This window comes from Morganella sp. BCCO 40_0007 (assembly GCF_032989665.1).
Taxonomy (GTDB): Bacteria; Pseudomonadota; Gammaproteobacteria; order Enterobacterales; family Enterobacteriaceae; genus Morganella; species Morganella sibonii.
In genome coordinates, this window is sequence record NZ_JAVBIN010000004.1 from 185,038 (window position 1) to 206,619 (window position 21,582).

The following is a 21,582-nucleotide window of genomic DNA, read 5'->3' on the forward strand; positions in this document are numbered from 1 at the left end:
CATTTTATCCGTTTCAGATAATCTGCGGTTTCGATTGCCGGACAATTTCTGTCGATTGCCGATCAATTTCAGCGGTCTTCTGTCCGGCGGCACAAAAACCGGCGAACCAGTCAGATTGCTGTGCGACTTCCGCCGGAGTGCCCTGCGCACAGAGATAACCGTTGTCCAGCACGATAACCCTGTCAGCTGCACGGGCAAGTGCCGGGCTATGCGTCACCACAATCCGTGTCCCCGGAAACGAAGCCAGCAGACGGATGACGTTATCACGGCTGACCGCATCGAGACTGGCGGTCGGTTCATCCGCCAGCAGTATCGCCGGTGCGGCAAACAGCGCCCGGGCCAGACACAACCGCTGCTTTTCGCCCCCGGAAAAGTGATCACCCTGTTCACCGGTGTCGTCATCCAGTTGTGCCGCGGTAAGGTGCAGACCTGTTTTCCGCAGTTGCGCAAGCAACTCCGCATCGTCCGGGATTGCAGCTCCCTGTAACAGTGACCAGCGCAGAGAGCCGCGCAGCAGCCGGGAAGATTGCGGCACCAGCTGACGGAACGATGCCAGTACCGTTTCAGACAGCGACGTCACCGGCAGATCGCCGTAGCGGATCGTTCCGCTCTGCGGATCAGCTGTCCGCGCCAGCAGGTGCAGTAATGTGGTTTTTCCGGCACCGGACGGGCCGGTAATGACGGTCAGACTGTTCTCCGGACAAGTCACTGATACCCCATGCAGCAACGTTTTTCCGTCATCAGACAGTGCTGTCAGCGACTCAGCCGAGATCCCGGCTGACTGTGGTTTTCCGCTGTGTGCCGGTGAACAGCGGGTTTCCCCCCTCAGTTCCTGCTCTGCCGCATTCAGCGCAGCCTTCGCCTGGCGCAGCGCCTGATCAATATGGGAAAGCTGGTTCAGCGGCTCAATAAAACGGGCGATCAGCACCATCACCGCCAGCCAGCCGTTCAGTGTGATTGTGCCGTGAGAAACCTGCCATGCACCTGCGATCAGAATCACGATAAAAATCAGCTGGATCAGCAGCCCGGATAGCAGGTGATACGGCAGGCTGCGGCGCAGAAGCCTGATTTGGGATTCATGCTGTGCCGATAGTGTCTGCTGTAATTGCTGTACTGCTCCGCTCATCTGACCGCTTTTGCGCAACAATGCCTGATGGAATGCAAAATCACCCAGCGCCTGCGCAGCCCCGGCACGGGCGCGGAGGAGTCCGGTTTCATCCCGTTTCAGCCGCTGCGCACTGAGGCGGAGTGCGGCAATCAGTATACCGGCGGTCACGGCAAACAGGAGCGCCGTCACGGGGGAGTAAAACAGCAGACCGGTAACAATCGTCAGCGGTATCATGACGGTACTGATCAGCGGGGAAAGCAGATGCGCCGGAATCGCCGCCGCCGGGATAAGTGCTCCCGTCAGTAATTCCCCGGCGCTGTTATCCGGTGACAGACGGCGCGGGATATGCCGGATCAGTGCAAGTGTCAGGCGGCGCATCACGGTTGTTCCGGCCAGAAAGCCCTGTTGCAGGGCAATATACTGTACGATCAGCGTGATAACGGACGCGATCCCCAGATTCCGCAGCGCCGGGAGCGGATCAGACGGCAGAGTCAGGATCACCGGGATCAGCAGTAATCCGCAGATCCCTTCAAGTACCGCACCGGTGGTCATCAGCAATACCGGTCCTTTCAGGGAATAAACCAGCGCTTTCAGCGGATCATGCTTCATGTTGTTTCTCCTGCTGCGTGATAAATTCCCGGTATGCCGCGCACTCCGCCATCAGCATCTCATGTGTGCCGGTTGCGGCAATCGTGCCGTCAGCCATAAACAGCATCCGATCCGCGCGTCTTGCCAGTATAAGGTCATGCGTGACAATCAGCCGGGTTCCCGGGCTGCTGAGCAGCACATCAAAAATCATACCGGCGTTCTCCGGGTCCAGTGCGGATGTCGGTTCGTCCGCCAGCAGAAGCGGACTTTGCGCAATCAGGGCGCGGGCAATGGCCAGCCGTTGCGCTTCACCGCCGGAAAGCTGAACATCGGTGCCGATCAGCGCATCAATCCCTTTCGCCTGTGCCGCAATCACCTCATCAAAACAGGCGGCAGTGACCGCATGCTGTATCTGTGATTGCGAAGCCTGCGGGTTAAACAGCAGCAGATTGTCACGCAGCGTGCCGGGCAGCGGCTCACTGTTTTGCATCACGATCGTCACCAGCTGGTTCAGCCCGGTATGTGACCATGCAGACAGCGGCCTGCCTGCAAGGAGAATATCGCCGGTATCCGGCAGCATAAAACGTGCAATCAGCCTCAGCAGCGAGCTTTTACCGGCACCGGACGGCCCGATAATCGCAACACTTTCCCCTGCCGCCAGCGAAAACGAGACATCACGCAGTACAGATGTCTGTGTGTGCCCTTCCCCGGCATGCAGTGAGATATTCAGTACCTCCAGCGGTACTGATTGCGGCAGCAGAGCGGTATTATCATACTGCCCGCTGCCACAGGTAATTTCCGGCTGCCGCAGCAACTGACTGATACGCGCGGCGGCACGGGCGCCGGCCTGCAATGCATCGGCGCCGTGCCCCATCGCCGCAACCGGCTCTGCGATACTGCGCAGCAGGAGAATAAACAGGATCAATGCCGGTGCCGATAATGTCTGCCCGGTCACAAACGCACAGAGAAGCAGCCAGACCGCCAGCAGAACCGAACTGAGCAGGATCTGTGCCATTGCCGCCGGACGGCCGGTTTTGATGACCCACTGATGAAAAACAGACAGGAAATGTGACAGCGATAATTCGGTTTTGCGCACAATGCCGCGGCCGGGAAATTGCTGCGCAATCAGCGGGTTTTCGGCCAGAGTCCGGTAATCACCGGATAATGCACGTAATGCGTTATCACGCTGAGCAAAAATATCGCGGCAGCGTTCAGAACGGGTCAGCCGGAAACAGTAAAATGCCCCGCACACCGGCAGCAGTGACAGGATCAGCAACAGGGGATTAATCAGCAACAGTAAAAGTACCGCCGGGAGCGGAACCAGTATCAGCCGGACAATATCGGCCGGTGCATGCGCAACCAGCTGATGCAGTGCGCTGATATTCTGCTGCACATATTGATCCACCCCGCTGCGCCCCTGCTGAACAAACCAGTTCAGCGGCAGATTGCGCATTTTCTCCGCCAGTTGCAGCCGCAGCCGGTAACTGAAACGGGCATCGGTGATGTGGGTAAGATGAAACGCCAGTGTCTGAGCCGCCAGCCAGATAACACCACCGGCCGCCGCAGCCACCAGCCAGCCGTTATGGCCGGCCGGTTGTGCATCCGCCCACTGATACAGTGCCAGCCAGGGTAACAACGAGGCGATACCGGCGATCGTCTGAAAGAAAAGTGCTGTCACCAGCAGGGTATAAAAGGGGCGCAACAACGCCCGTAAGTCGTGATACATGATGTTCTCCGCAGTCCTCTGCGGAGAGTAACGGACAGCCGGTTATGTCACCAGCGGCAACCCTTTCGTTTGCGGGGCTATTTCTTTCGCTTGCCGGACATTCAGTTACAAAAATGCCGTTTGCGCACATCCCCGGGCGCCAATCCGAAGCGTTTGCGGAAAACCACCGAGAAATGGGCGGGGGTGTAACCCACATGATACGCAACGGCAGATATCGCCTCACCCTGCGTGGTCAGCATCTGCCAGGCCGTCTGTAAGCGCAGTTCCTGCAACCAGCCGTAAACAGACTGACCATGCCTCTGCCTGAATCCCTGAGTCAGTTTGCGGCTGTTCAGCCCGGTACGCAGCGCCAGTTGTTCCAGGCACGGCGGGTTTTCCATTTCATCACGCAGGATCTCTTCTGCCCGTTGCAGACCGCTTATTTCCCGGCGGCTGAGCGGTTTATGTGCCGCCGCCGGTGCGGCTATCACCTGTTGCAGGCACAATGCCGCGAATTCACCGGCTTTTCCGGCATAGTAAAGCGGTTTCAGTGCATCCTGTACCGTACTGTCAAACAGTTGTCCCGCACAGGCAGCGATCCGGCCGCCGAGAGCGATATGGCGGAGCGACAGCGCCTGTCCGCTGCCGAAAACTGCCGGCAACAGAATCTGCTGCTGTTCAAGCCAGTCAGGAGAAAGTTGTAAGAGTGTGTAATGCAGGGGTACACCGGCTTTAAACCGATTCTGTAATGTGTAATTATCACTGCCCGCCGCAATAAAAACTGCCGGTGAATCGATCGTAATCTGCTGTCCGCCGGTGCTTTCGCTGTGAACCCGGCCGCTGTGAACAACGATCAGTTTGAGCCCCGCGTCATAACGTTCTTCCAGCGCAATATCATCGCTGACAGACATGATCCCCTGACGCAGCAGAATTTTGTCGCGGAAATGATATTCCGCCACCTGTTTATGCAGAGGCGGGATACAGGATAAAGATGCGTTTTCAGTCATAAGGCCCGACCGTCGTCTGGTGAAATACCGGGCTATACTGGCAAAAAAAACATCAAATGACAATTATTATCATTTAAAACAGGAGACACGGATGAAACACCTGATAATGCTGCTGAGCCTGGCAGCGCTTTCTCTGTCTGCCGCCGCGGCAGATCAGAACAGTGCGGATGAGATGGAAATCTTTACGGATAATGCAGAAAACTGCATTTATTTCTCTGGTGAATGGGATGTATCCCTGCCGGAAGATCAGAAAAAAGATATCAGAAAAGCACTGGATGAAACCTGTCCTCCGGCTAAAGAGCAGCAGAAAGTATTGCGTGAAAAATACCGCAATGACCCGGAGATGCTGGCAAAAATTAATGAATTTGACCTCGGCCGGTAATATCTGCCATAAAAAAGCGCCCCCGGTACAGACCGGAGGCGCTTTTTATTCTGATGCAGCGGTACGTCAGGCGAAGATAGTTTTCTCCGCCGGGATCACCAGCAAAGCATCCTGCCAGCCGCGGAGTGTCAGGGCGGTCAGGGCAGATAATCCTTCATAGAACGGGCTTCCGCATCTTTCCTGCATACGTGCCAGATAGAAACGTGCCCATGGCAGCAGGTGTTCCGCCAGCAGTGAATTCAGGGCATCAGGACGGTTTTCCGCTGTCCAGGCCACCATCATCAGTAACAAACCGATGTGATCTTCCGGCTCATTCTGCGACAGCGCAATATCCACCTGATGTGCACGCATCCATTCACGCAGGGCAACTGCGGAATCCCCGAACAGCACCTGCTCTTTATCCAGCCAGACAGAACCCCACGGTGATGCGGGCAGAGCCTGCGGGCCGATAAACAGCCGCTGATACGCCTGCGGTAACGTTTCCTCCCCGCTGACAGCGGTATTCAGTTTCTGCGCTGCATTCTGCTTTTGTGCGTCATCACCATACGGCCATTCCGCCACCCACTCACCGGAAGAGAGCAGTTCCGTTATCTGTGCGATTTCTGATGGCGGATAATAAAATGCCGCCCCGAGAATACGGGCCGTTAAGGCAATATCGCTGACTGCTTGCTCATTCATAACTCAGGCTCCCCGCCATAAAATACCGGCGTATCCTGCCACGATTTCCGGACGGAAAACAGTAACAGGATACGCGCTGACTGTATCAGGACAGATAGGCCATACCCACTGTCATGTGCAGCCCGTAGAAAATACCGCGGCCGATGATTTCCCCCGCCAGCACCAGGATAAAACCGGCCAGCATCATGATCACCGGCGGATTCGCCCGTTTCACCAGCGGCAGGATCCAGCAGGCCAGACCCAGAACCAGCAGAACCAGACGCCAGCCCATATACAGGCCGAACTCCGGCACCAGCGCGGATGCGCTCTGTACTGAGCTGCGGATAGAGGCCAGATCAAACGCCTGTGAGGTCACCGCAACCGCACTCGCCACCAGCGCGATAATACTCACCAGCGGCAGCCAGCTGATACAGCGCAGGTCAAATCCGGCAATCCGCAGCAGCAGAGCAGCCAGTACCGGTCCGCCCAGCAGCGCTGTCAGCACAAAGTGAATTGTCGTGTACGGGGTATACCAGGTCGGCACCGTGGCAATCTGGTAAACCTGCGGAATGGCGTAAATAAAGACCACCGCGAGAACCATTACCATCAGCAGCCAGAGTTTACCGAGCGCCGCCGGCATTTTATTCAGCACTGCCAGCAGCCAGTAAAAACCACCGGCAGCGAAGAAGATCGAACCTGCCGCGATTTCATTACTGAGTGACGAACTGCCCAGACGGTTAAACGCATTAAATGCGCGCAGCGGTGTACCCATGTGCATCATAGAGAGCAGGAAACCCACGCCCATCAGCACCCACAGGCCGAACATGCTGTAATGCACTTTACGGTTCATCTCCGGAGACAGTTTTCCGGACAGCAGCACTGCCGCCATCACAATAAACGCCCCCGCCACACTTTGCCCGATGGTGGTAAAGAACATCAGCGGCCATTCATGAATTCCCGATCCCATGTTATACCTCCTCCGGGTTCGCCAGATGGCCTGTGGTATCCCCGACAGGACGGCTGTTGGCATTCAGTTTTAAAACGATATTCGGATGTGTGTATTCCGCAGACGGCAGCGGCGCGATTTCCGCCAGTGTGCCGTATTTGGCACGCAGTTCCTCAATCGGCCCCATATCCAGTGCCCGCAGCGGGCAGGATTCGACACAAATCGGTTTTTTACCTTCCGCGACGCGCTCATAACAGCCGTCACATTTGGTCATGTGGCCTTTGACCTCATCAAACTGCGGTGCACCGTACGGACACGCCATATGGCAGTAGCGGCAGCCGATACACACTTCCTCATTCACCACCACAAAGCCGTCTTCCCGTTTGTGCATCGCACCGCTCGGGCAGACTTTGGCACAGGCCGGGTCATCACAGTGGTTGCAGGAGATGGAGAGATAGTAAGCAAACACATTCTGCTGATACACCCCATCCTGCTCTGTCCAGTCGCCCCCCGCATATTCATAGATGCGGCGGAAATTCACGTCCGGAGATAAGTTTTTAAAGTCTTTACAGGCCAGCTCGCAGGTTTTGCAGCCGGTGCAGCGACCTGAATCAATGTAGAAACCATATTGCGTTGACATAATTCGCTTCCTCAGGCCTTAACGACTTCAACCAGGTTGGAATGGGACGGATTCCCTTTCGCCAGCGGCGACGGGCGCTGAGTGGTTAACACGTTGATACTGCCTGCGTGATCGATACGATCACCGTCCGGGCTGTACCATGCGCCTTCACTCAGACCGACAACACCCGGCAGAATACGCGGTGTGACTTTCACATTAACGCGCACTTCCCCGCGATCGTTGAAGACCTTCACATTATCGCCGTGCGCAATCCCGCGTTTCGCGGCATCAACAGGGTTAATCCACAGTTCCTGCGGACAGGCGGCTTTCAGCACATCAACGTTGCCGTAAGTGGAGTGAGTCCGGGATTTGTAGTGGAAACCGGTCATCTGTAACGGGTATTTTTCCTGAAGCGGGTCACCGGCATGCTCAAAGCCTGCGGAATAGACCGGCAGCGGATGGATCTCATCGCCGTCGTTCAGTTCCCAGGTATCACGGAGTTCCGCCAGCTGCGCGGAATAGATCTCGATTTTACCTGACGGTGTGGTCAGCGGATTAGCCTGCGGATCTTCGCGGAAATCGCGGTACGCGACATGGTGTCCCTGCGGGTCACGTTTTTTGAAAATGCCCTGTTTGCGGAATTCATCAAACTCCGGCAGTTCCGGCAACGCGGCGCGGGACTGTTCATACAGGTGACGCAGCCACTCTTCCTGGGTACGGCCTTCGGTAAACTGTTCACCGACGCCCATACGTTTGGCGATTTCACTGGTCATGTCATAGATGTTGCGGCTTTCAAAGCGCGGGGCGATCGCCTGATCAGCAAAAATCACATACCCCATGTTACCTGCGGAAGCATCCATACAGAAATCCATCTGTTCGGAGGCGGTGCAGTCCGGCAGCAGGATATCGGCGTATTTGGCGGAGGAAGTCAGGTGGTTATCGATCACCACAATCATCTCGCACTTGCTCTCGTCCTGAAGAATGTCATGGGTGCGGTTGATTTCGGAGTGCTGGTTTACCAGGCAGTTACCGGCATAGTTCCAGACCATTTTGATCGGCACATCCAGCTTGTCTTTACCGCGCACACCATCGCGGGTGGCGGTCATCTCTTCGCCGCGCAGAATGGCATCTGTCCACATAAACATGGAGATACTGGTTTGCACCGGATTGGTCAGCGTCGGCATACGGACAAACGGGATGGCATAAGAGCCTTCACGTGCACCGGTGTTACCGCCGTTGATCCCCACGTTGCCTGTCAGAATTGACAACATGGCAATGGCACGGGATGCGGTTTCGCCGTTTGAACGGCGCTGCGGACCCCAGCCCTGGGTAATGTAAGCCGGTTTGGCAGTCCCGATTTCGCGCGCCAGTTTCACAATCCGCGCGGCAGGAATACCGGTGATTTTGGCTGCCCATTCCGGGGTTTTCGCCACACCGTCCGGCCCCTCACCTAAAATATACGCTTTATAGTGACCGTTGGCCGGTGCACCGGCCGGCATGGTGGTTTCGTCATAACCGACGCAATATTTGTCGAGGAACGGCTTATCCACCAGATCTTCGTTAATCATCACATACGCCAGTGCACTGACCAGGGCGGCATCTGTTCCCGGACGGATCGGTATCCATTCATCCTCGCGTCCTGCCCCGGTATCGGTATAGCGCGGATCGATGATAATCATACGGGCATCTGATTTTTCGCGTGCCTGCTCAACATAATAGGTCACACCGCCGCCGCTCATGCGGGTTTCGCCCGGGTTGTTACCGAACAGCACCACCAGCCTGCTGTTTTCAATATCTGACGGGCTGTTACCGTCCGCCCAGCCGCCGTAGGTGTAGTTCAGACCGGCCGCAATCTGCGCGGTACTGTAGTCGCCGTAGTGATTCAGATAACCGCCGCAGCAGTTCATCAGACGGGCGATCAGTGTTGCTCCCGGCGGCCAGGATTTGGTCATGGTGCCGCCGAGGGTACCGGTACCGTAGTTGAGATAAATGGATTCGTTACCGTAATCGCGGATCAGGCGTTTCATCGTGTCTGCGATGGTATCAAATGCCTCTTCCCAGGTAATTCGCTCGAACTTATTTTCGCCGCGTTTACCGACACGTTTCATCGGGTATTTCAGACGATCCGGATTATATACCCGGCGGCGCATGGATCGGCCGCGCAGACAGGCGCGTACCTGATGCAGCTCTTCGTAGACATCATCACCGGTATTGTCGGTTTCCACATATCTGATTTCACCGTCAACCACATGCATCCGTAACGGGCAGCGGCTGCCGCAGTTAACCGTACAGGCGCTCCAGACCACTTTTTCATCAGAAGCCGCCGCAGGTGCAGAGGTATTCTCAGCGGCAGATGCCGCATGGCTGAACGGAAGAGACAGACCGCCTGCCGCAACTGCCAGACCGCCCGCCGCACCGGAGGCTTTGACAAACCCGCGGCGCGTCAGCGGCGCGGTGAACAACGACGTTTTTTTCATCTTTGTCATATACATTGCTCGCTTAATTGATTTTGTTATCGTTATTATTGTTATTGCCGGTTAACGGCTTATTGTCTGATCGCGACTGGTAACCATTCGCAATAAAGTATTTGAAATACAATAACCTGCATTTATTTTACGGTTTTACGATTCAGCCGGGTTGTTTTGTATCAAGAAATGAGTCTGTGAAACGCAGATTATTGATCCCGTTGGGGGCAGGCAGCTTCCGGTCATGGGAAAATGGTGGTCAGATTACTATGATGATCGGGAAAAGGAGTTAACGTTATCAGACGCAGCGCACTCAACTACCTGATAAACGGCGGGAAAACTATACCACCGACAGTGAATGATCACTGTGTCAGGAAGAAACTCAAAAACAGTCAGTGTGATAACTGTGCCGCCTGCTGCCCGGCAGATGCGGTAACGTTCGGCTATCTTGATGTCAGAATTGATAACGACCGCTGTTTTCAGTGCGGAAACTGCCTGTTTGTCTGCCCCTCTGATGCGATTGAACACATACCTGTCCGCGAACGCAGCTATAACAATCACGGACAACTGGTGGTGGAAAAGAAAGAAACACCAGCCAGTGCGGAAGAGCTGCTGGTCTGGCACCGGCAGTACCATATCCGCGGAATACAGATAACAGAGCCGGAAACCGATAACTGGCTGCCGGTGCTGGCGGAGCTCAATCTGCGCCTGAAAGCGCTCGGTGAGCAGGTCTGGCAACTGACCATCATCCCGCCGCCGCAAGTGGATACCGGAAAGCGCTTTGCCTTATTCCGGCAGAAAACCGTCAGTGCGGGGCTGAATACCGGCCGCGCCATAACCGGACTGAATGAACGTAAAAAACTCTGGCCGGATGACAGCTGGTTTGATGTGCGCCCGGATACAGAAAACTGTATTTTGTGTACCGCCTGCGCGGCAGTGTGCCAGGAGGGTGCGATCACGATTGCGGATAATCAGTTTACCGTGGATAAAACGAAATGCAGCGGCTGCATGAGCTGCCGCGATGTCTGCTTCCCGAAAGCGATTGATGTCATACCGCAGGCAGAAAAAAACAGTCAACCGGTTCGTTATGCGTATTTTGATGCCCGGTGCAGCAGTTGCCATCTGCCTTTTATGAGCTGGCAGCAGGGGCAGACATTGTGCCCGGTATGTCGTTCCCGCAAAGAAAAAGGCTGGCTTTAATGATATTAAATCCGGATGATTAAATTAATATAATCTGTAATCATTCAGATTAAGAATTATATATTCACTATTGCGCCACATAAAAAAACAATTAATCAACATTAAAGATTTGATATTATTTTATGAATATAAATTCATATTTTATGTGTAAAAAAACAATGAAGTTATAACCAATAAATTACAAACACATAATCACACAAAATACATCAAAAAATGACATGTAACAGACTAAAATTCCGCCATAAAACACAATTATTACGATGGTGAAAATATAATAATTAGCCGATTGAAAACATAATAAAACAATGCCACATTAGCATTCAACATATCCTTCAAAATAACTTTTTATTCTCAACATCAAAAATAAACACATCATAGCCATATCAATAACAATGGTAAACTATATTTAATTAACCGGAAGAAACCATGAGCACCAGATATAAAATAGTTATCAGCACACTGTTTTTACTGATTACCGCAACAGCTTCTGCGGATACAACTAACGAAAAAATAGATGCCGTATTCAGGAAAAGTAAAGATTATACCGATATACAGATAACCAAAAAAGTCATGGAAACACGTCAGAATTTGATGATCGAAACAGTTAAATTATTAGGTACAACAACTCAGGTTCTGACGAATGATATAGAACACGCTTCTTCAGAATCAGTCACTGCCAGTAATAATTATACTGACAAAAAAATCAAAACAATAAATACCGATATTGCGCGCAGTAAAGCAGATGCTCTCTCCGAAAGTAATACTTACACAGATAACAAAGTCAGTAATATTCATACAACAATTAAACACTCTGAAAAGCAGGCCGTTTCATCTTCCCGCCAGTATACTGATACCCGTTTTAATGAACTCGAAACATCAATGAACGGGCGGCTGCATTCTGTTGAGCAGCAGGTCAATAAGAATGCCGACCGCGCCAACGCCGGTATCGCCTCTGTCGCAGCGATGACTAATATCCCGTATACCGATAATACCCGGTTCAGTGTGGGCCTGGGGGCAGGTAATTACCGTAACGGTAATGCAGTGGCCTTCGGCGGACAGTTGCGTCTGGAAAATAACGTTAATCTGCGCAGTTCTGTCAGCTGGAACAGTGAAGACAGCGCGGTATACGGCGCAGGTGTTGCATTCGGATTCTGATATCCGCAGGCACAAAAAAAGCGCCGCTTCATTCCGGGGCGCTTTTTTCAGTTTATCAATTTATCATTTCTGCCGTTACAGCGGGCGGCGCACAAAACCAATTGCGTCGTGGACTTTATCCAGCGTGACCTGTGCGCGGGCAGAGGCTTTCTCCGCACCTTCTTTCATCACCCGGTTCAGTAACACATCGTCGTTACGGATTTCGTGATAACGGGTCTGTAACTCTGTCAGCATACCGGAAACAGCATCTGCGACCGCACCTTTCAGGTGACCGTACATCTGGCCTTCAAATTCCGCTTCCAGCGCTGAAACCGGTTTGCCGGTAACACCGGAGAGGATATCCAGCAGATTGGAGACACCCGGTTTATTTTCCAAATCATAAATCACACGAGGCGGCTCTTCGGAGTCTGTTACCGCGCGTTTGATTTTCTTCGCTGCCGATTTAGGGTCTTCCAGCAGTGCGATCAGGTTGTTACGGTTATCATCAGACTTCGACATTTTTTTCGCCGGGTCCTGTAACGCCATCACACGGGAACCGCCTGAAGGGATAAACGGATCAGGCACCACAAACACATCACCGTAAATCGCGTTGAAACGCTGTGCGATATCGCGGCTCAGCTCCAGATGCTGTTTCTGGTCGATACCGACCGGTACCTGATTGGTCTGATACAGCAGGATATCGGCGGCCATCAGCACCGGATAGTCAAACAGACCGGCGTTGATGTTTTCAGCATGACGGGCGGATTTATCTTTAAACTGCGTCATACGGCTCAGTTCGCCGAAATAGGTGTAGCAGTTCAGAGCCCAGCCCAGCTGTGCATGCTGCGGCACATGGGACTGTACAAACAGGGTGTTTTTCGCCGGTTCCAGTCCGCAGGCCATATAGAGAGACAGCGTATCCAGAGTGCGTTTGCGCAGCTCTGCCGGGTCCTGACGGACGGTAATCGCATGCTGATCGACTATGCAGTAAATGCAGTCAAAATCATCCTGCATTTTCACCCACTGACGCAGCGCGCCCATGTAGTTACCGATAGTCAGTTCGCCGGAAGGCTGTGCGCCGCTGAAAACAACGGGTTTATGTGCTTTGGTGTTAGTTCCGCTCATGATTATCCTTCCTGATGAGTTAACGGAGACAGCCCGAGCGCCGGTAACAGCCCGGCAAAGTCGGACAGTACGCAATCCGGGTTGCTGTCCGCAATCGGAATACCGTAGTTGTAGCCGTAGGTCAGACCGACACACGGACATTCTGCTGCCTGTGCCGCCAGGATGTCATTGCGGGAATCCCCGACAAACAGCATCTCTTCCTTACGCAGCCCGAACTCACCCAGCGTCAGGTAGAGCGGAGCCGGATGCGGCTTTTTATTCTTCACATCATCCCCGCCGAGAACGACAGAGAAGAAATCAGCAATATCCAGCTCTTTCAGCAGCGGGGCAATAAACGGGGTCGGTTTGTTCGTGACGATAGCCAGATCCATGCCTGCATCCGCCAGTTCCTGTAATACCGGCTTCACGTGTGCAAACAGCGGACTGCCGGTTTTGACGGCATCAGCATAAAATTCATCAAATAACTGACGGCATTTCGCATGCAGCGCGGCATCCGGCGCAGAGCCGGTCGCCCACGTCAGTGCGCGCTCCAGTAAAATATCAACGCCGTTACCAATCCAGACGGTGACATTCTCTTTCCCGGCTTTCTGATAGCCGAGTGCCTCTAACGCGCGGTCTGTGGCATCTGCCAGGCCGTGAATACTGTCAACCAGTGTGCCGTCCAGGTCAAATGCAACGGCTTTAATCCCTGTAAATTGCTGTACTGCTGTTTTCTCTGTCATGCTGAAACCTTTGTTAATTCTTTACGCATATCATCAATCACGGCTTTGTAGTCCGGTTTGCCGAAAATCGCGGAACCGGCCACAAACATATCCGCACCGGCCTGCGCCACTGCTGCGATATTTTCAGTATTAATCCCGCCATCCACTTCCAGACGGATGTCACGGCCGCTGGCATCAATGCGGCGGCGGACTTCTTCCACTTTTTTCAGTGTTTCCGGAATAAAGGATTGACCACCGAAGCCCGGGTTTACCGACATCAGCAGGATCAGATCTAGTTTATCAATGACATAATCGAGGTAACTGAGCGGCGTGGCCGGGTTGAATACCAGACCCGGTTTACAGCCGCATTCGCGGATAAGCTGAATGGTGCGATCAACGTGCTCGCTCGCTTCCGCGTGGAATGAAATGTAAGTTGCGCCCGCTTTGGCAAAGTCCGGCACAATGCGGTCCACCGGTTTGACCATCAGATGCACATCAATCGGTGCGGTAATACCGTAGTCACGCAGGGCTTTACACACCATCGGTCCGATAGTCAGGTTCGGGACATAATGGTTGTCCATCACGTCGAAGTGAACCACATCGCCGCCTGCGGCGAGAACCTTCGCGGTGTCTTCCCCCAGACGGGCAAAGTCAGCAGATAAAATGGACGGAGCAATCAAAAACTCTTTCATTCCTGTTTCCTCTTAATAAGACGCCGCCGGGTTCAACGGCTTACTGTCCGCGGTAAAGCGCCAGTAATTCATTCACTTTCTGGCGGTTAAGTGTATTGCGGCTGATAGTGCGGCGCACTTTAACAATGTGCAGTTGCGCCTGATGATACCACTCCCGGGTCAGGGGGGTGTCATGATTCGAGATCAGAACCGGAATTTTGCGATCCGACGAAAGCATTTGTGCAAGCTGTGCCAGGTTCTGCTGCTCAGGTAATCCGAATCCGCTGGTGTGATAGGCCGTAAAATTAGCCGTCACGGATAACGGCGCATAAGGCGGATCACAATAGACAATATCCCCGGCGCCTGCATTTTCCATGCTGGTCACATAAGACTGGCAGACAAACGTGGCGTTGCGGGATTTTTCCGCGAACCACAACAGTTCGGCTTCCGGGAAATAGGGCTTGCGGTAGCGCCCGAAGGGCACATTAAACCGGCCTTTGGAATTGTAACGGCATAAACCGTTATAACAATGGCGGTTCAGATACAGGAACAGAATGCTGCGCTCGAAATGATCCGTGCTCTGATTAAACTGTTCCCGCAGGGCATAGTATTGTAATTCATCATTAAATTGCGGCGTAAACAGCTTACGGGACTCATCGATAAATTCCTGAGTCCGCAGTTTTACCACCGTATAGAGGTGGATCAGATCACTGTTGATATCCGCCAGCACATAGCGCGGATAATCGGTATTGAGAAACACTGACCCCGCGCCGACAAAGGGCTCTATAAGACAATCACCCTCCGGCAGATGCCGTTTTATTTCATCTGCCAGAGTGTATTTTCCGCCGGCCCACTTCAAAAATGCGCGTTGTTTCTTCATGCTGTCTGTAATCATTGCTCAAAAAGGCCAGAGCCGCCGATTCTGCTCTGTTTCAGACAGCAAATCAGCACCTGACGGAATCCGTGTTTATTTTTTCATGTCCTGATGCACTTGCTGCATCTTTCTGACCCACGGTTTTTTCCCCTGAATTTCAGCAGGCAGACGCTCAACTTCCCGTTTTGCATCCCCGACTGTCGGGAAATTACCGTATACCAGGACATACCACGATTTTCCGTTACGTGTTGTTTCATAAACCTGATAGTTGGATAAACCGTGCTTCTGTGCAAACGCTTTCAGCGTATCCGCACGGCTCGCACTGCTCAGCTGCAGGGTATAACTCCCGGCAGGGGCTTTGGCGATCGCAGTACTGCTTTTTGCCGGTGCCGCTGTGGCCGGTTTGGTGGTTTCACGCGGTTTAGCCGGAGCCGCTGTGGTGGTTTTCACCGGCTGCGGTTTCACCTGCTGTACCGGTTTCTTCGGTTCTTCCTGCGGAGTAACCACCGGCGGCAGATTATTCATATTCTGCTGAGCTGCATTATTGATACCGGTCTGTGTGCTTCCCTGATTCAGGGCATCGTTAATATCCCCCGGGATATCCACGCGCTGACCGGTGCCGCCTGTCTGTGACGGCTGTTGTGCCTGTGTCGGCAGGTTATTGATAGCCGGAAGATTCACGCCGGTCTGCCCGCCCTGTGACGGAACCGGTTCGGACGGCTGTAACGGTGTTGCCCCGTCATTACTGCCGGTACCGAGCGTAATCGGGCGTTCGCCGTTTTGTGCCTGCTGCGGTGCTTCCGGTTCTGACGGCGATTTCAGCGCAGAGCTTATCGCAATAATCAGTAATACCAGGACCACAACCGCCACGCCAATCATCATCTGCTGGCGGGAGACGGCAAACTTAGGCCGTGACTGAGGCGGGCGCGGACGCGGATTACGGCGTTCCGGGCGCTCCGGCCTGTCAGATGCGTCCGGACGGATAGATTCATCATCCGGCTGGCTGAAAATCTGTGGTTCTTGCTTTTCGGGTTTAAAGCCGTCCATTTTGCCCTCCCATCAGAGCAGAAACTGTGTCTTTGGATATAACAGAAGAGAACTGACGCCCGGTGCGCGCGTCATAATGCGTAGTGTAACCATTTTCCCGGCACTCAGCGAGACAGATATAAAAAAACATTCTGCCGCGCGTCTCCCGTTAAACGGACTGAATGGCAGCCAGCACCTTGTCATGCGGAATATCCGCACGGACAACCGACCGGCCGATAGTTTCCGGAACAATCAGATGCAGTTTACCGCCCTGCACTTTTTTATCCCGCATCATATGCGGCAGATAGGCTTCCGCCGGCATAGATTCCGGTCCGCGCACCGGCAGTCCGGCACGGCTGAGCAGCGCAATGACCCGCTCAGTCTCTTCCGGGCGGAAGGTACCGAGCAGTTCAGCGGTACGTGCCGCCATTACCATCCCTGCGGCGACGGCCTCGCCGTGCAGCCAGACACCGTAGCCCATTTCCGCCTCGATAGCATGGCCGAATGTGTGGCCGAGATTCAGCAGCGCACGCAGCCCGCTGGTCTCTTTTTCATCCGCAGCCACTACCTGAGCTTTCAGTTCACAGCAGCGGCGGATACAGTACGCCATCGCCTGCGGCTCAAGTGACAGCAGACTGCCGATATTCTCTTCCAGCCAGAGGAAGAAATCGTGATCCAGAATAATGCCGTATTTGATGACTTCCGCCAGGCCTGAAGCCAGTTCACGGCGCGGCAGAGTGTTCAGGCAACCGAGGTCAATCACCACACTGACCGGCTGCCAGAAGGCACCGATCATATTTTTGCCCAGCGGATGGTTCACACCGGTTTTGCCGCCGACAGAAGAATCCACCTGAGACAGAAGCGTGGTCGGCACCTGAATAAAACGGACGCCGCGCTGATAAGAAGCCGCTGCAAAACCGGTCAGATCCCCGATAACACCGCCGCCCAGCGCAATCAGCGTGGTATCACGCCCGTGATTGTGCTCCAGCAACGCTGTAAAAATACGATCAAGGGTAGTCAGGGATTTGTACTGCTCGCCGTCCGGCAGAATCACGGAATCCGCCTGCACACCGGCGTGCGCAAGGTTATCGGTCAGTGTCTGAAGGTACAGCGGGGCAAGGGTTTCGTTGGTGACGATCATTGCACGCTGACCGGCGGTCAGCGGCGCAAAGGTGCCGGAAAGGGAAAAGAGACCCGGAGCAATTGAAATAGGATAAGCACGCTCACCCAGAGTCACAGTCACTTTTTCCATGGCACCTCCGCATGTTGCCGGTAATATAAAATTAACTGTTGGTTTCTAACAGTTCAATGATTTGATTTGCAACCACTTTTGCACTCTGATCATCGGTGTGGATAGTGATATCCGCGATCTCTTCATACATCGGATTACGTTCATCGGCCAGTTTGACCAGGACTTCCCGGACCGGCTCATCGACCTGTAACAACGGACGCTTTTTATCGCGCTGTGTCCGGGCCAGTTGTTTTTCAATATTGGTCTCAAGGTATACAACCACACCCCGCGCAGACAGGCGGTTGCGGGTTTCCCGTGACTTGACGGAACCCCCGCCGGTAGCCAGGACGATACCCTGCTTTTCAGTCAGTTCATTGATGATTTTTTCTTCACGCAGGCGAAAACCTTCTTCACCTTCGACATCAAACACCCAGCCCACATCGGCTCCGGTGCGGCGTTCAATTTCCTGGTCGGAATCAAAAAATTCCATATTTAATTGCTGAGCCAGCTGACGACCAATAGTACTTTTGCCGGCACCCATCGGGCCGACAAGAAAGATATTGCGTTTCTCTGCCATGTTTTTGGTATAACTAAGAATATTCGTTAATGATAACCCGCCCCGCTCACCCGATCAGCGGCGGGACCTCAAATGAAACCTCATGAGTGAATCTGCGTGAGTAACCTGAAATTATCTCCGCACATTCCGCCCGATTGCAACCCTACCGGCACAAAACCGGAAAGATACCTCAGGTGCTGCTGTGTGATGCCTGTCGCAATCCGGCCTCTGAACATCCGCACATACTATCATAACGCCTGCGAAAAACCGCGCCTTATATTTCCGTGAATCCTCCCGCAAACAGGAGCTGTACAGAAACATAAGGCGCGATCTGAAAATCAGGACGTTGTCCGTCAACGAATTAACGGTCTGTTTTACGGCGGCAGTGATTTCATACCTGCTAAATTTGCTAACTCTTGTATGCTAAATCGTTGCAATCGTCAAATGTATAACACCGCAGAGCCGGTAAAAAAACCCGCCATCCTGCGTATATTATCCGTGAATTATGATACAACATGCTGATATTGATACAGTTACTAAATATCGATCAACTGCGGTGTAATGAATATCACTAATTCACGGCGGCTGAGTTTATCGTATTGATGAGTAAAAAGCTTTCCCATCAATGGGATCGACGACAAATAGGGCACTCCGGTTACCTGTCTGCCCTTATCCTGCTGAAAAATACCGCCGAGGATCAGGGTTTCCCCGCTGCGGACAACCACCTGTGTGGTGATCTCCTGTTTATCGATAGCGTACTGCTCGCTGCCGTTCTGTATCAGTGCCGCACCGGGTGCATTACGGCTGATATGCAGGGTCAGGCGCACCTTGTTATCTCTCAGGATCTGCGGTGTGACCTCCATTCCCAGTACTGCCTCGCGAAACTGTACCTGTGAGCCGGATTCATGGTTTTGTGTGGTGTAAGGAATTTCCGATCCCTGCTTGATACTGGCCGGGTGCTCATGGGCTGTGGTGAGACGCGGGCTGGCGATAATATCCAGTTGCTGCTCCTGCTCCAGTGCGCTCAGTTCCATCTCCAGCAGATGCCCGCCGAGACGGGCAATATTAAACGTGAACGTGTTGTTTCCCCGAGCCTGATGCAGTTGCAGGCGGTTGCCGGACTCCGGTGACGGCAATACCGTTCCCCACTGAAGCCCCAGCTCATGCAGCCCCTCGCGGGAGCCGGACACAATATGCGCCGTAATCTGCACCTGCTGCTGCGGCTGATCCATCTGAGTCAGCCAGGCTTCCGCCCGCGACAGCACGTCCGGCGCGGCCTCTATAAAGAGGGAATTGGTCAGCCGGTCGGCTTCCGGCATCCTGTTACCGGCAAACCATTGCGCATGATGTTGTTTCAGCATGACCAGCATCTCTGCCGCATCCGCATATTGCAGGGAAAACGTGCGGCTTTGCAGGCTCTCCGCTGTCAGTGGCGGGGAATATACCGCAGGAGATTCTGTCAGTGCGGTCTGCGCTTCATTTATGATCACCGGCTGAAAAAGATCCCGCGGATACTGCCCGCCACACGCCGCTGCCGCAAACAGCAGAGCGCAGCCGGTGATCAGTCCGGCAGCGGATTTTACGTTGTTAATCATCGCGCCATTCCTTATCTGAGTCCGGTAAATCAGAACCCGGTAATGCAAGATGCAGCGTCATCTGTAACAGCGGCGGCGATGCGGATGTTCCGGAGGTCAGCGGATGAAGCGAGAGCCGGGTAACCGACAACTGAGTCAGCTCCCCGCAGAGGGTATCCAGCAGATCCGCCAGTGCCGGATAATGCGCCTCAAATGTCAGTACCCAGCGCTCCGGCTGTTCCGGCGGTTCCTGCTGCCAGCCGGTCAGCAGCGGCAGTGCATTTTCGGGCAGCAGGGTAAATAACGGCGGAATATCCGGTGCCGGTAATATAATCACTTCCGGTACCGCCTGTTCTGACCGTGCGATCAATTGTTGCAGCTGCCGGAGCTGCATATCGGTTTCCCCGGCCGCCGGTTGCAGATAAAAACACCAGAACATCACACCGGCCGATAACCAGATCCCGGAAATCACACCCCACTGCACACGCCGGTACTGCACAAAGTGCCACACGGTATTCAGATTCATGGCAGGCTCTCCCCGGTCACCAATACGAACTGCCGGATATTGGCGGTTTTGTGATGATGCAGGCTGATCAGCCTGAGCGGTATCAGCCCCGGCGGCGCATAGTGTAATAAAGGATGGGACGGGGCGATCACCTGACGGCGGTTGATCGCCAGAGCATGGCGTACAGTACTTTCTTTATCATGCTGCTGCCGCTCAGCCTGATAGCGTGCCAGCCAGGCATCTTCCGGCAATTGCCTCTGCAAAAAAGACAGTAACTCGCGGTAACGGCAGTTTTCCCGGCCGGTTTGCTGCTGCCGCAGTTTATCTGCCTCCGCCTGCTGCTGTATGGCAAGCCGGCGGGTAAATTCAGCCCGCTGAAGCACCAGGCGGGCTTCCCGTTCATCAGAAACCACCAGCAACAGCGCCAGATGCTGCACAGTGAGGGAATGCAGCAGATAAACCGGCAGCAACGCGGATAACATCACCCAGCCCGCCGCCAGAAACCGGACTGCTATCCCGCGGCAGATCTGCCGTTTCAGCCGGGGGCGCCATGCGGTCAGATTCACCCGGAGTGTCATAGCCGATCCTCCCCGCAGAACACCATGCCTGCCGCCGCCGCGTAACCCGGTGGCACATCATCCGTCTCTGCATTCTCATAACACAGGCATTCCGCCTGCCATGCGTCCGGCAGGCTGCTGAGATCGTGCAGACAACGCAGTGCGGCCCGGGCATCATCAAAGCCCTGCTTTTTCAGTTCTGCCGGTAACGACGGCAGTGTCAGATCCACCCGTCCGCTCAGTACCGGCTGAGTTTCACCGGCCGTCCAGCAGACACTGTTACCCTGACGGAAAACCAGCCAGTCCTGTGCTGTCACACCCCGGGTCCGGGCGAAACGGCGCAGTGCGCAGGGAATAATACTCAGCATCGTCAGTTCCGCCCGAAGCGCTGCCGCCAGCGCCAGCCACTGATCCCTGACAGCGCGGTGCAGCGCTGTCAGAATGATATCACCGGAAAAGAGCCGGTAATCATAGATAAGATCCTGATGACGCCCCGGAAACGTGCGCGCCAGCCAGGTATCAATCAGCGGAACCACCGCAGATTGAGCGACACGGCTCTCCGGCAGGCGTATCTGCTGCTGAAGACAGAGTGACACCGGCAGTGCCGCCCGGCATACCGGACGCCCCCGGATACGCCGCCGCCATTTCCCCAGCGCAGCCGCAGCGACAGACAAACCGGGTACGCCGTTTTCTGCTGATTCCGCTTCCGGCAGCGTCAGCGTGATAAAATCCTCAAAATCCCACCCCCTGCGTTTACGCCGCGCCAGAGCTATCCTTAATTCCCCGTCCTGAAGGGAAATTCCCGCCATCCGTGAAGCAATCTGCATAAATAATCCCTGAATTATTAATATAAAAAATAATCTTTTCTGTTAATTTTCCGATAGTTATAAAATACGTATTCAAGAAACGTATGAAGCTTTATACTACAGGGTCGCTGTTTATAAACTGTCC

General features: G+C 53.9%; 21 protein-coding genes. 3 read left to right on the top strand and 18 right to left on the bottom strand.

Annotation, left to right across the window (positions count from 1 at the left end):
• Positions 1–13 precede the first annotated feature (13 nt).
• The 3 genes from R5268_RS06590 to R5268_RS06600 all read right to left on the bottom strand — a co-directional run bounded on the left by R5268_RS06590 (position 14) and on the right by R5268_RS06600 (position 4,408).
• On the bottom strand, positions 14–1,717 hold the full coding sequence (locus tag R5268_RS06590; protein ID WP_317418979.1) for an ABC transporter ATP-binding protein: 1,704 nt from the start codon (positions 1,715–1,717) through the stop codon (positions 14–16).
• A complete protein-coding gene (locus R5268_RS06595) occupies positions 1,707–3,422 on the bottom strand; it encodes an ATP-binding cassette domain-containing protein (RefSeq protein ID WP_218454864.1) in 1,716 nt (571 codons plus the stop codon). Before R5268_RS06595 ends, R5268_RS06590 begins: the two co-directional genes overlap by 11 nt.
• 101 nt (positions 3,423–3,523) lie before the next feature.
• Positions 3,524–4,408 (bottom strand): helix-turn-helix domain-containing protein, encoded by an 885-nt coding sequence (locus R5268_RS06600; RefSeq protein WP_182105722.1) that lies wholly within the window; start codon positions 4,406–4,408, stop codon positions 3,524–3,526.
• Positions 4,409–4,499: 91 nt separating this feature from the next.
• Between R5268_RS06600 and R5268_RS06605 the strand changes: the two genes are divergently transcribed.
• Positions 4,500–4,790: a hypothetical protein gene (locus tag R5268_RS06605; RefSeq protein ID WP_218454862.1), complete on the top strand. Its 291-nt coding sequence runs from the start codon at positions 4,500–4,502 to the stop codon at positions 4,788–4,790.
• Positions 4,791–4,856: 66 nt separating this feature from the next.
• Here the strand turns inward: R5268_RS06605 and dmsD are convergent, their stop codons facing one another.
• The 4 genes from dmsD to dmsA form a co-directional block, all read right to left on the bottom strand.
• Entirely contained in the window at positions 4,857–5,468 is a 612-nt protein-coding gene (dmsD, locus tag R5268_RS06610; RefSeq protein ID WP_317418978.1) for a Tat proofreading chaperone DmsD, read from the bottom strand.
• An 85-nt stretch (positions 5,469–5,553) separates the two neighbouring features.
• A complete protein-coding gene (locus R5268_RS06615; RefSeq protein ID WP_317418977.1) occupies positions 5,554–6,414 on the bottom strand; it encodes a DmsC/YnfH family molybdoenzyme membrane anchor subunit in 861 nt (286 codons plus the stop codon).
• Between the two features lies 1 nt (position 6,415).
• On the bottom strand, positions 6,416–7,033 hold the full coding sequence (locus R5268_RS06620; protein ID WP_046895077.1) for a DMSO/selenate family reductase complex B subunit: 618 nt from the start codon (positions 7,031–7,033) through the stop codon (positions 6,416–6,418).
• An 11-nt stretch (positions 7,034–7,044) separates the two neighbouring features.
• A complete protein-coding gene (dmsA, locus tag R5268_RS06625) occupies positions 7,045–9,498 on the bottom strand; it encodes a dimethylsulfoxide reductase subunit A (RefSeq protein ID WP_317418976.1) in 2,454 nt (817 codons plus the stop codon).
• 333 nt (positions 9,499–9,831) lie between these two features.
• On the opposite strand from dmsA, the gene R5268_RS06630 reads away from it, so the two are divergent.
• Both R5268_RS06630 and R5268_RS06635 read left to right on the top strand, forming a co-directional pair.
• Positions 9,832–10,677, top strand: a complete 846-nt coding sequence (locus R5268_RS06630) for a 4Fe-4S dicluster domain-containing protein (protein WP_218454858.1) — start codon at positions 9,832–9,834, stop codon at positions 10,675–10,677.
• 426 nt (positions 10,678–11,103) lie between these two features.
• Positions 11,104–11,832 (top strand): YadA-like family protein, encoded by a 729-nt coding sequence (locus R5268_RS06635; protein ID WP_218454857.1) that lies wholly within the window; start codon positions 11,104–11,106, stop codon positions 11,830–11,832.
• A gap of 75 nt (positions 11,833–11,907) precedes the next feature.
• On the opposite strand, the gene trpS is transcribed toward R5268_RS06635, so the two are convergent.
• From trpS to R5268_RS06690, 11 genes are all read right to left on the bottom strand, one after another.
• The gene (gene trpS / locus R5268_RS06640; RefSeq protein WP_218454856.1) at positions 11,908–12,936 is read right to left on the bottom strand and encodes a tryptophan--tRNA ligase; all 1,029 of its coding nucleotides are present in this window, start codon (positions 12,934–12,936) and stop codon (positions 11,908–11,910) included.
• Between the two features lie 2 nt (positions 12,937–12,938).
• Entirely contained in the window at positions 12,939–13,658 is a 720-nt protein-coding gene (locus tag R5268_RS06645) for a phosphoglycolate phosphatase (RefSeq protein ID WP_046895081.1), read from the bottom strand.
• Entirely contained in the window at positions 13,655–14,329 is a 675-nt protein-coding gene (gene rpe / locus R5268_RS06650; protein WP_046895082.1) for a ribulose-phosphate 3-epimerase, read from the bottom strand. The genes R5268_RS06645 and rpe overlap by 4 nt, the downstream gene beginning before the upstream one ends.
• Before the next feature lie 40 nt (positions 14,330–14,369).
• Positions 14,370–15,188: an adenine-specific DNA-methyltransferase gene (gene dam / locus R5268_RS06655; protein WP_107680157.1), complete on the bottom strand. Its 819-nt coding sequence runs from the start codon at positions 15,186–15,188 to the stop codon at positions 14,370–14,372.
• Between the two features lie 87 nt (positions 15,189–15,275).
• The gene (locus R5268_RS06660; RefSeq protein WP_046895083.1) at positions 15,276–16,229 is read right to left on the bottom strand and encodes an SPOR domain-containing protein; all 954 of its coding nucleotides are present in this window, start codon (positions 16,227–16,229) and stop codon (positions 15,276–15,278) included.
• A 148-nt stretch (positions 16,230–16,377) separates the two neighbouring features.
• On the bottom strand, positions 16,378–17,460 hold the full coding sequence (aroB, locus tag R5268_RS06665; RefSeq protein WP_218454854.1) for a 3-dehydroquinate synthase: 1,083 nt from the start codon (positions 17,458–17,460) through the stop codon (positions 16,378–16,380).
• A gap of 31 nt (positions 17,461–17,491) precedes the next feature.
• A complete protein-coding gene (gene aroK, locus R5268_RS06670; protein ID WP_004237896.1) occupies positions 17,492–18,016 on the bottom strand; it encodes a shikimate kinase AroK in 525 nt (174 codons plus the stop codon).
• A 515-nt stretch (positions 18,017–18,531) separates the two neighbouring features.
• Complete coding sequence (locus tag R5268_RS06675; protein WP_317418974.1) at positions 18,532–19,590, bottom strand: secretin N-terminal domain-containing protein; 1,059 nt, start codon at positions 19,588–19,590, stop codon at positions 18,532–18,534.
• On the bottom strand, positions 19,583–20,095 hold the full coding sequence (locus tag R5268_RS06680; protein WP_317418973.1) for a hypothetical protein: 513 nt from the start codon (positions 20,093–20,095) through the stop codon (positions 19,583–19,585). The genes R5268_RS06675 and R5268_RS06680 overlap by 8 nt, the downstream gene beginning before the upstream one ends.
• Positions 20,092–20,652: a hypothetical protein gene (locus tag R5268_RS06685; protein ID WP_218454851.1), complete on the bottom strand. Its 561-nt coding sequence runs from the start codon at positions 20,650–20,652 to the stop codon at positions 20,092–20,094. The genes R5268_RS06680 and R5268_RS06685 overlap by 4 nt, the downstream gene beginning before the upstream one ends.
• The gene (locus R5268_RS06690; RefSeq protein ID WP_317418972.1) at positions 20,649–21,458 is read right to left on the bottom strand and encodes a hypothetical protein; all 810 of its coding nucleotides are present in this window, start codon (positions 21,456–21,458) and stop codon (positions 20,649–20,651) included. The genes R5268_RS06685 and R5268_RS06690 overlap by 4 nt, the downstream gene beginning before the upstream one ends.
• Positions 21,459–21,582 lie beyond the last annotated feature (124 nt).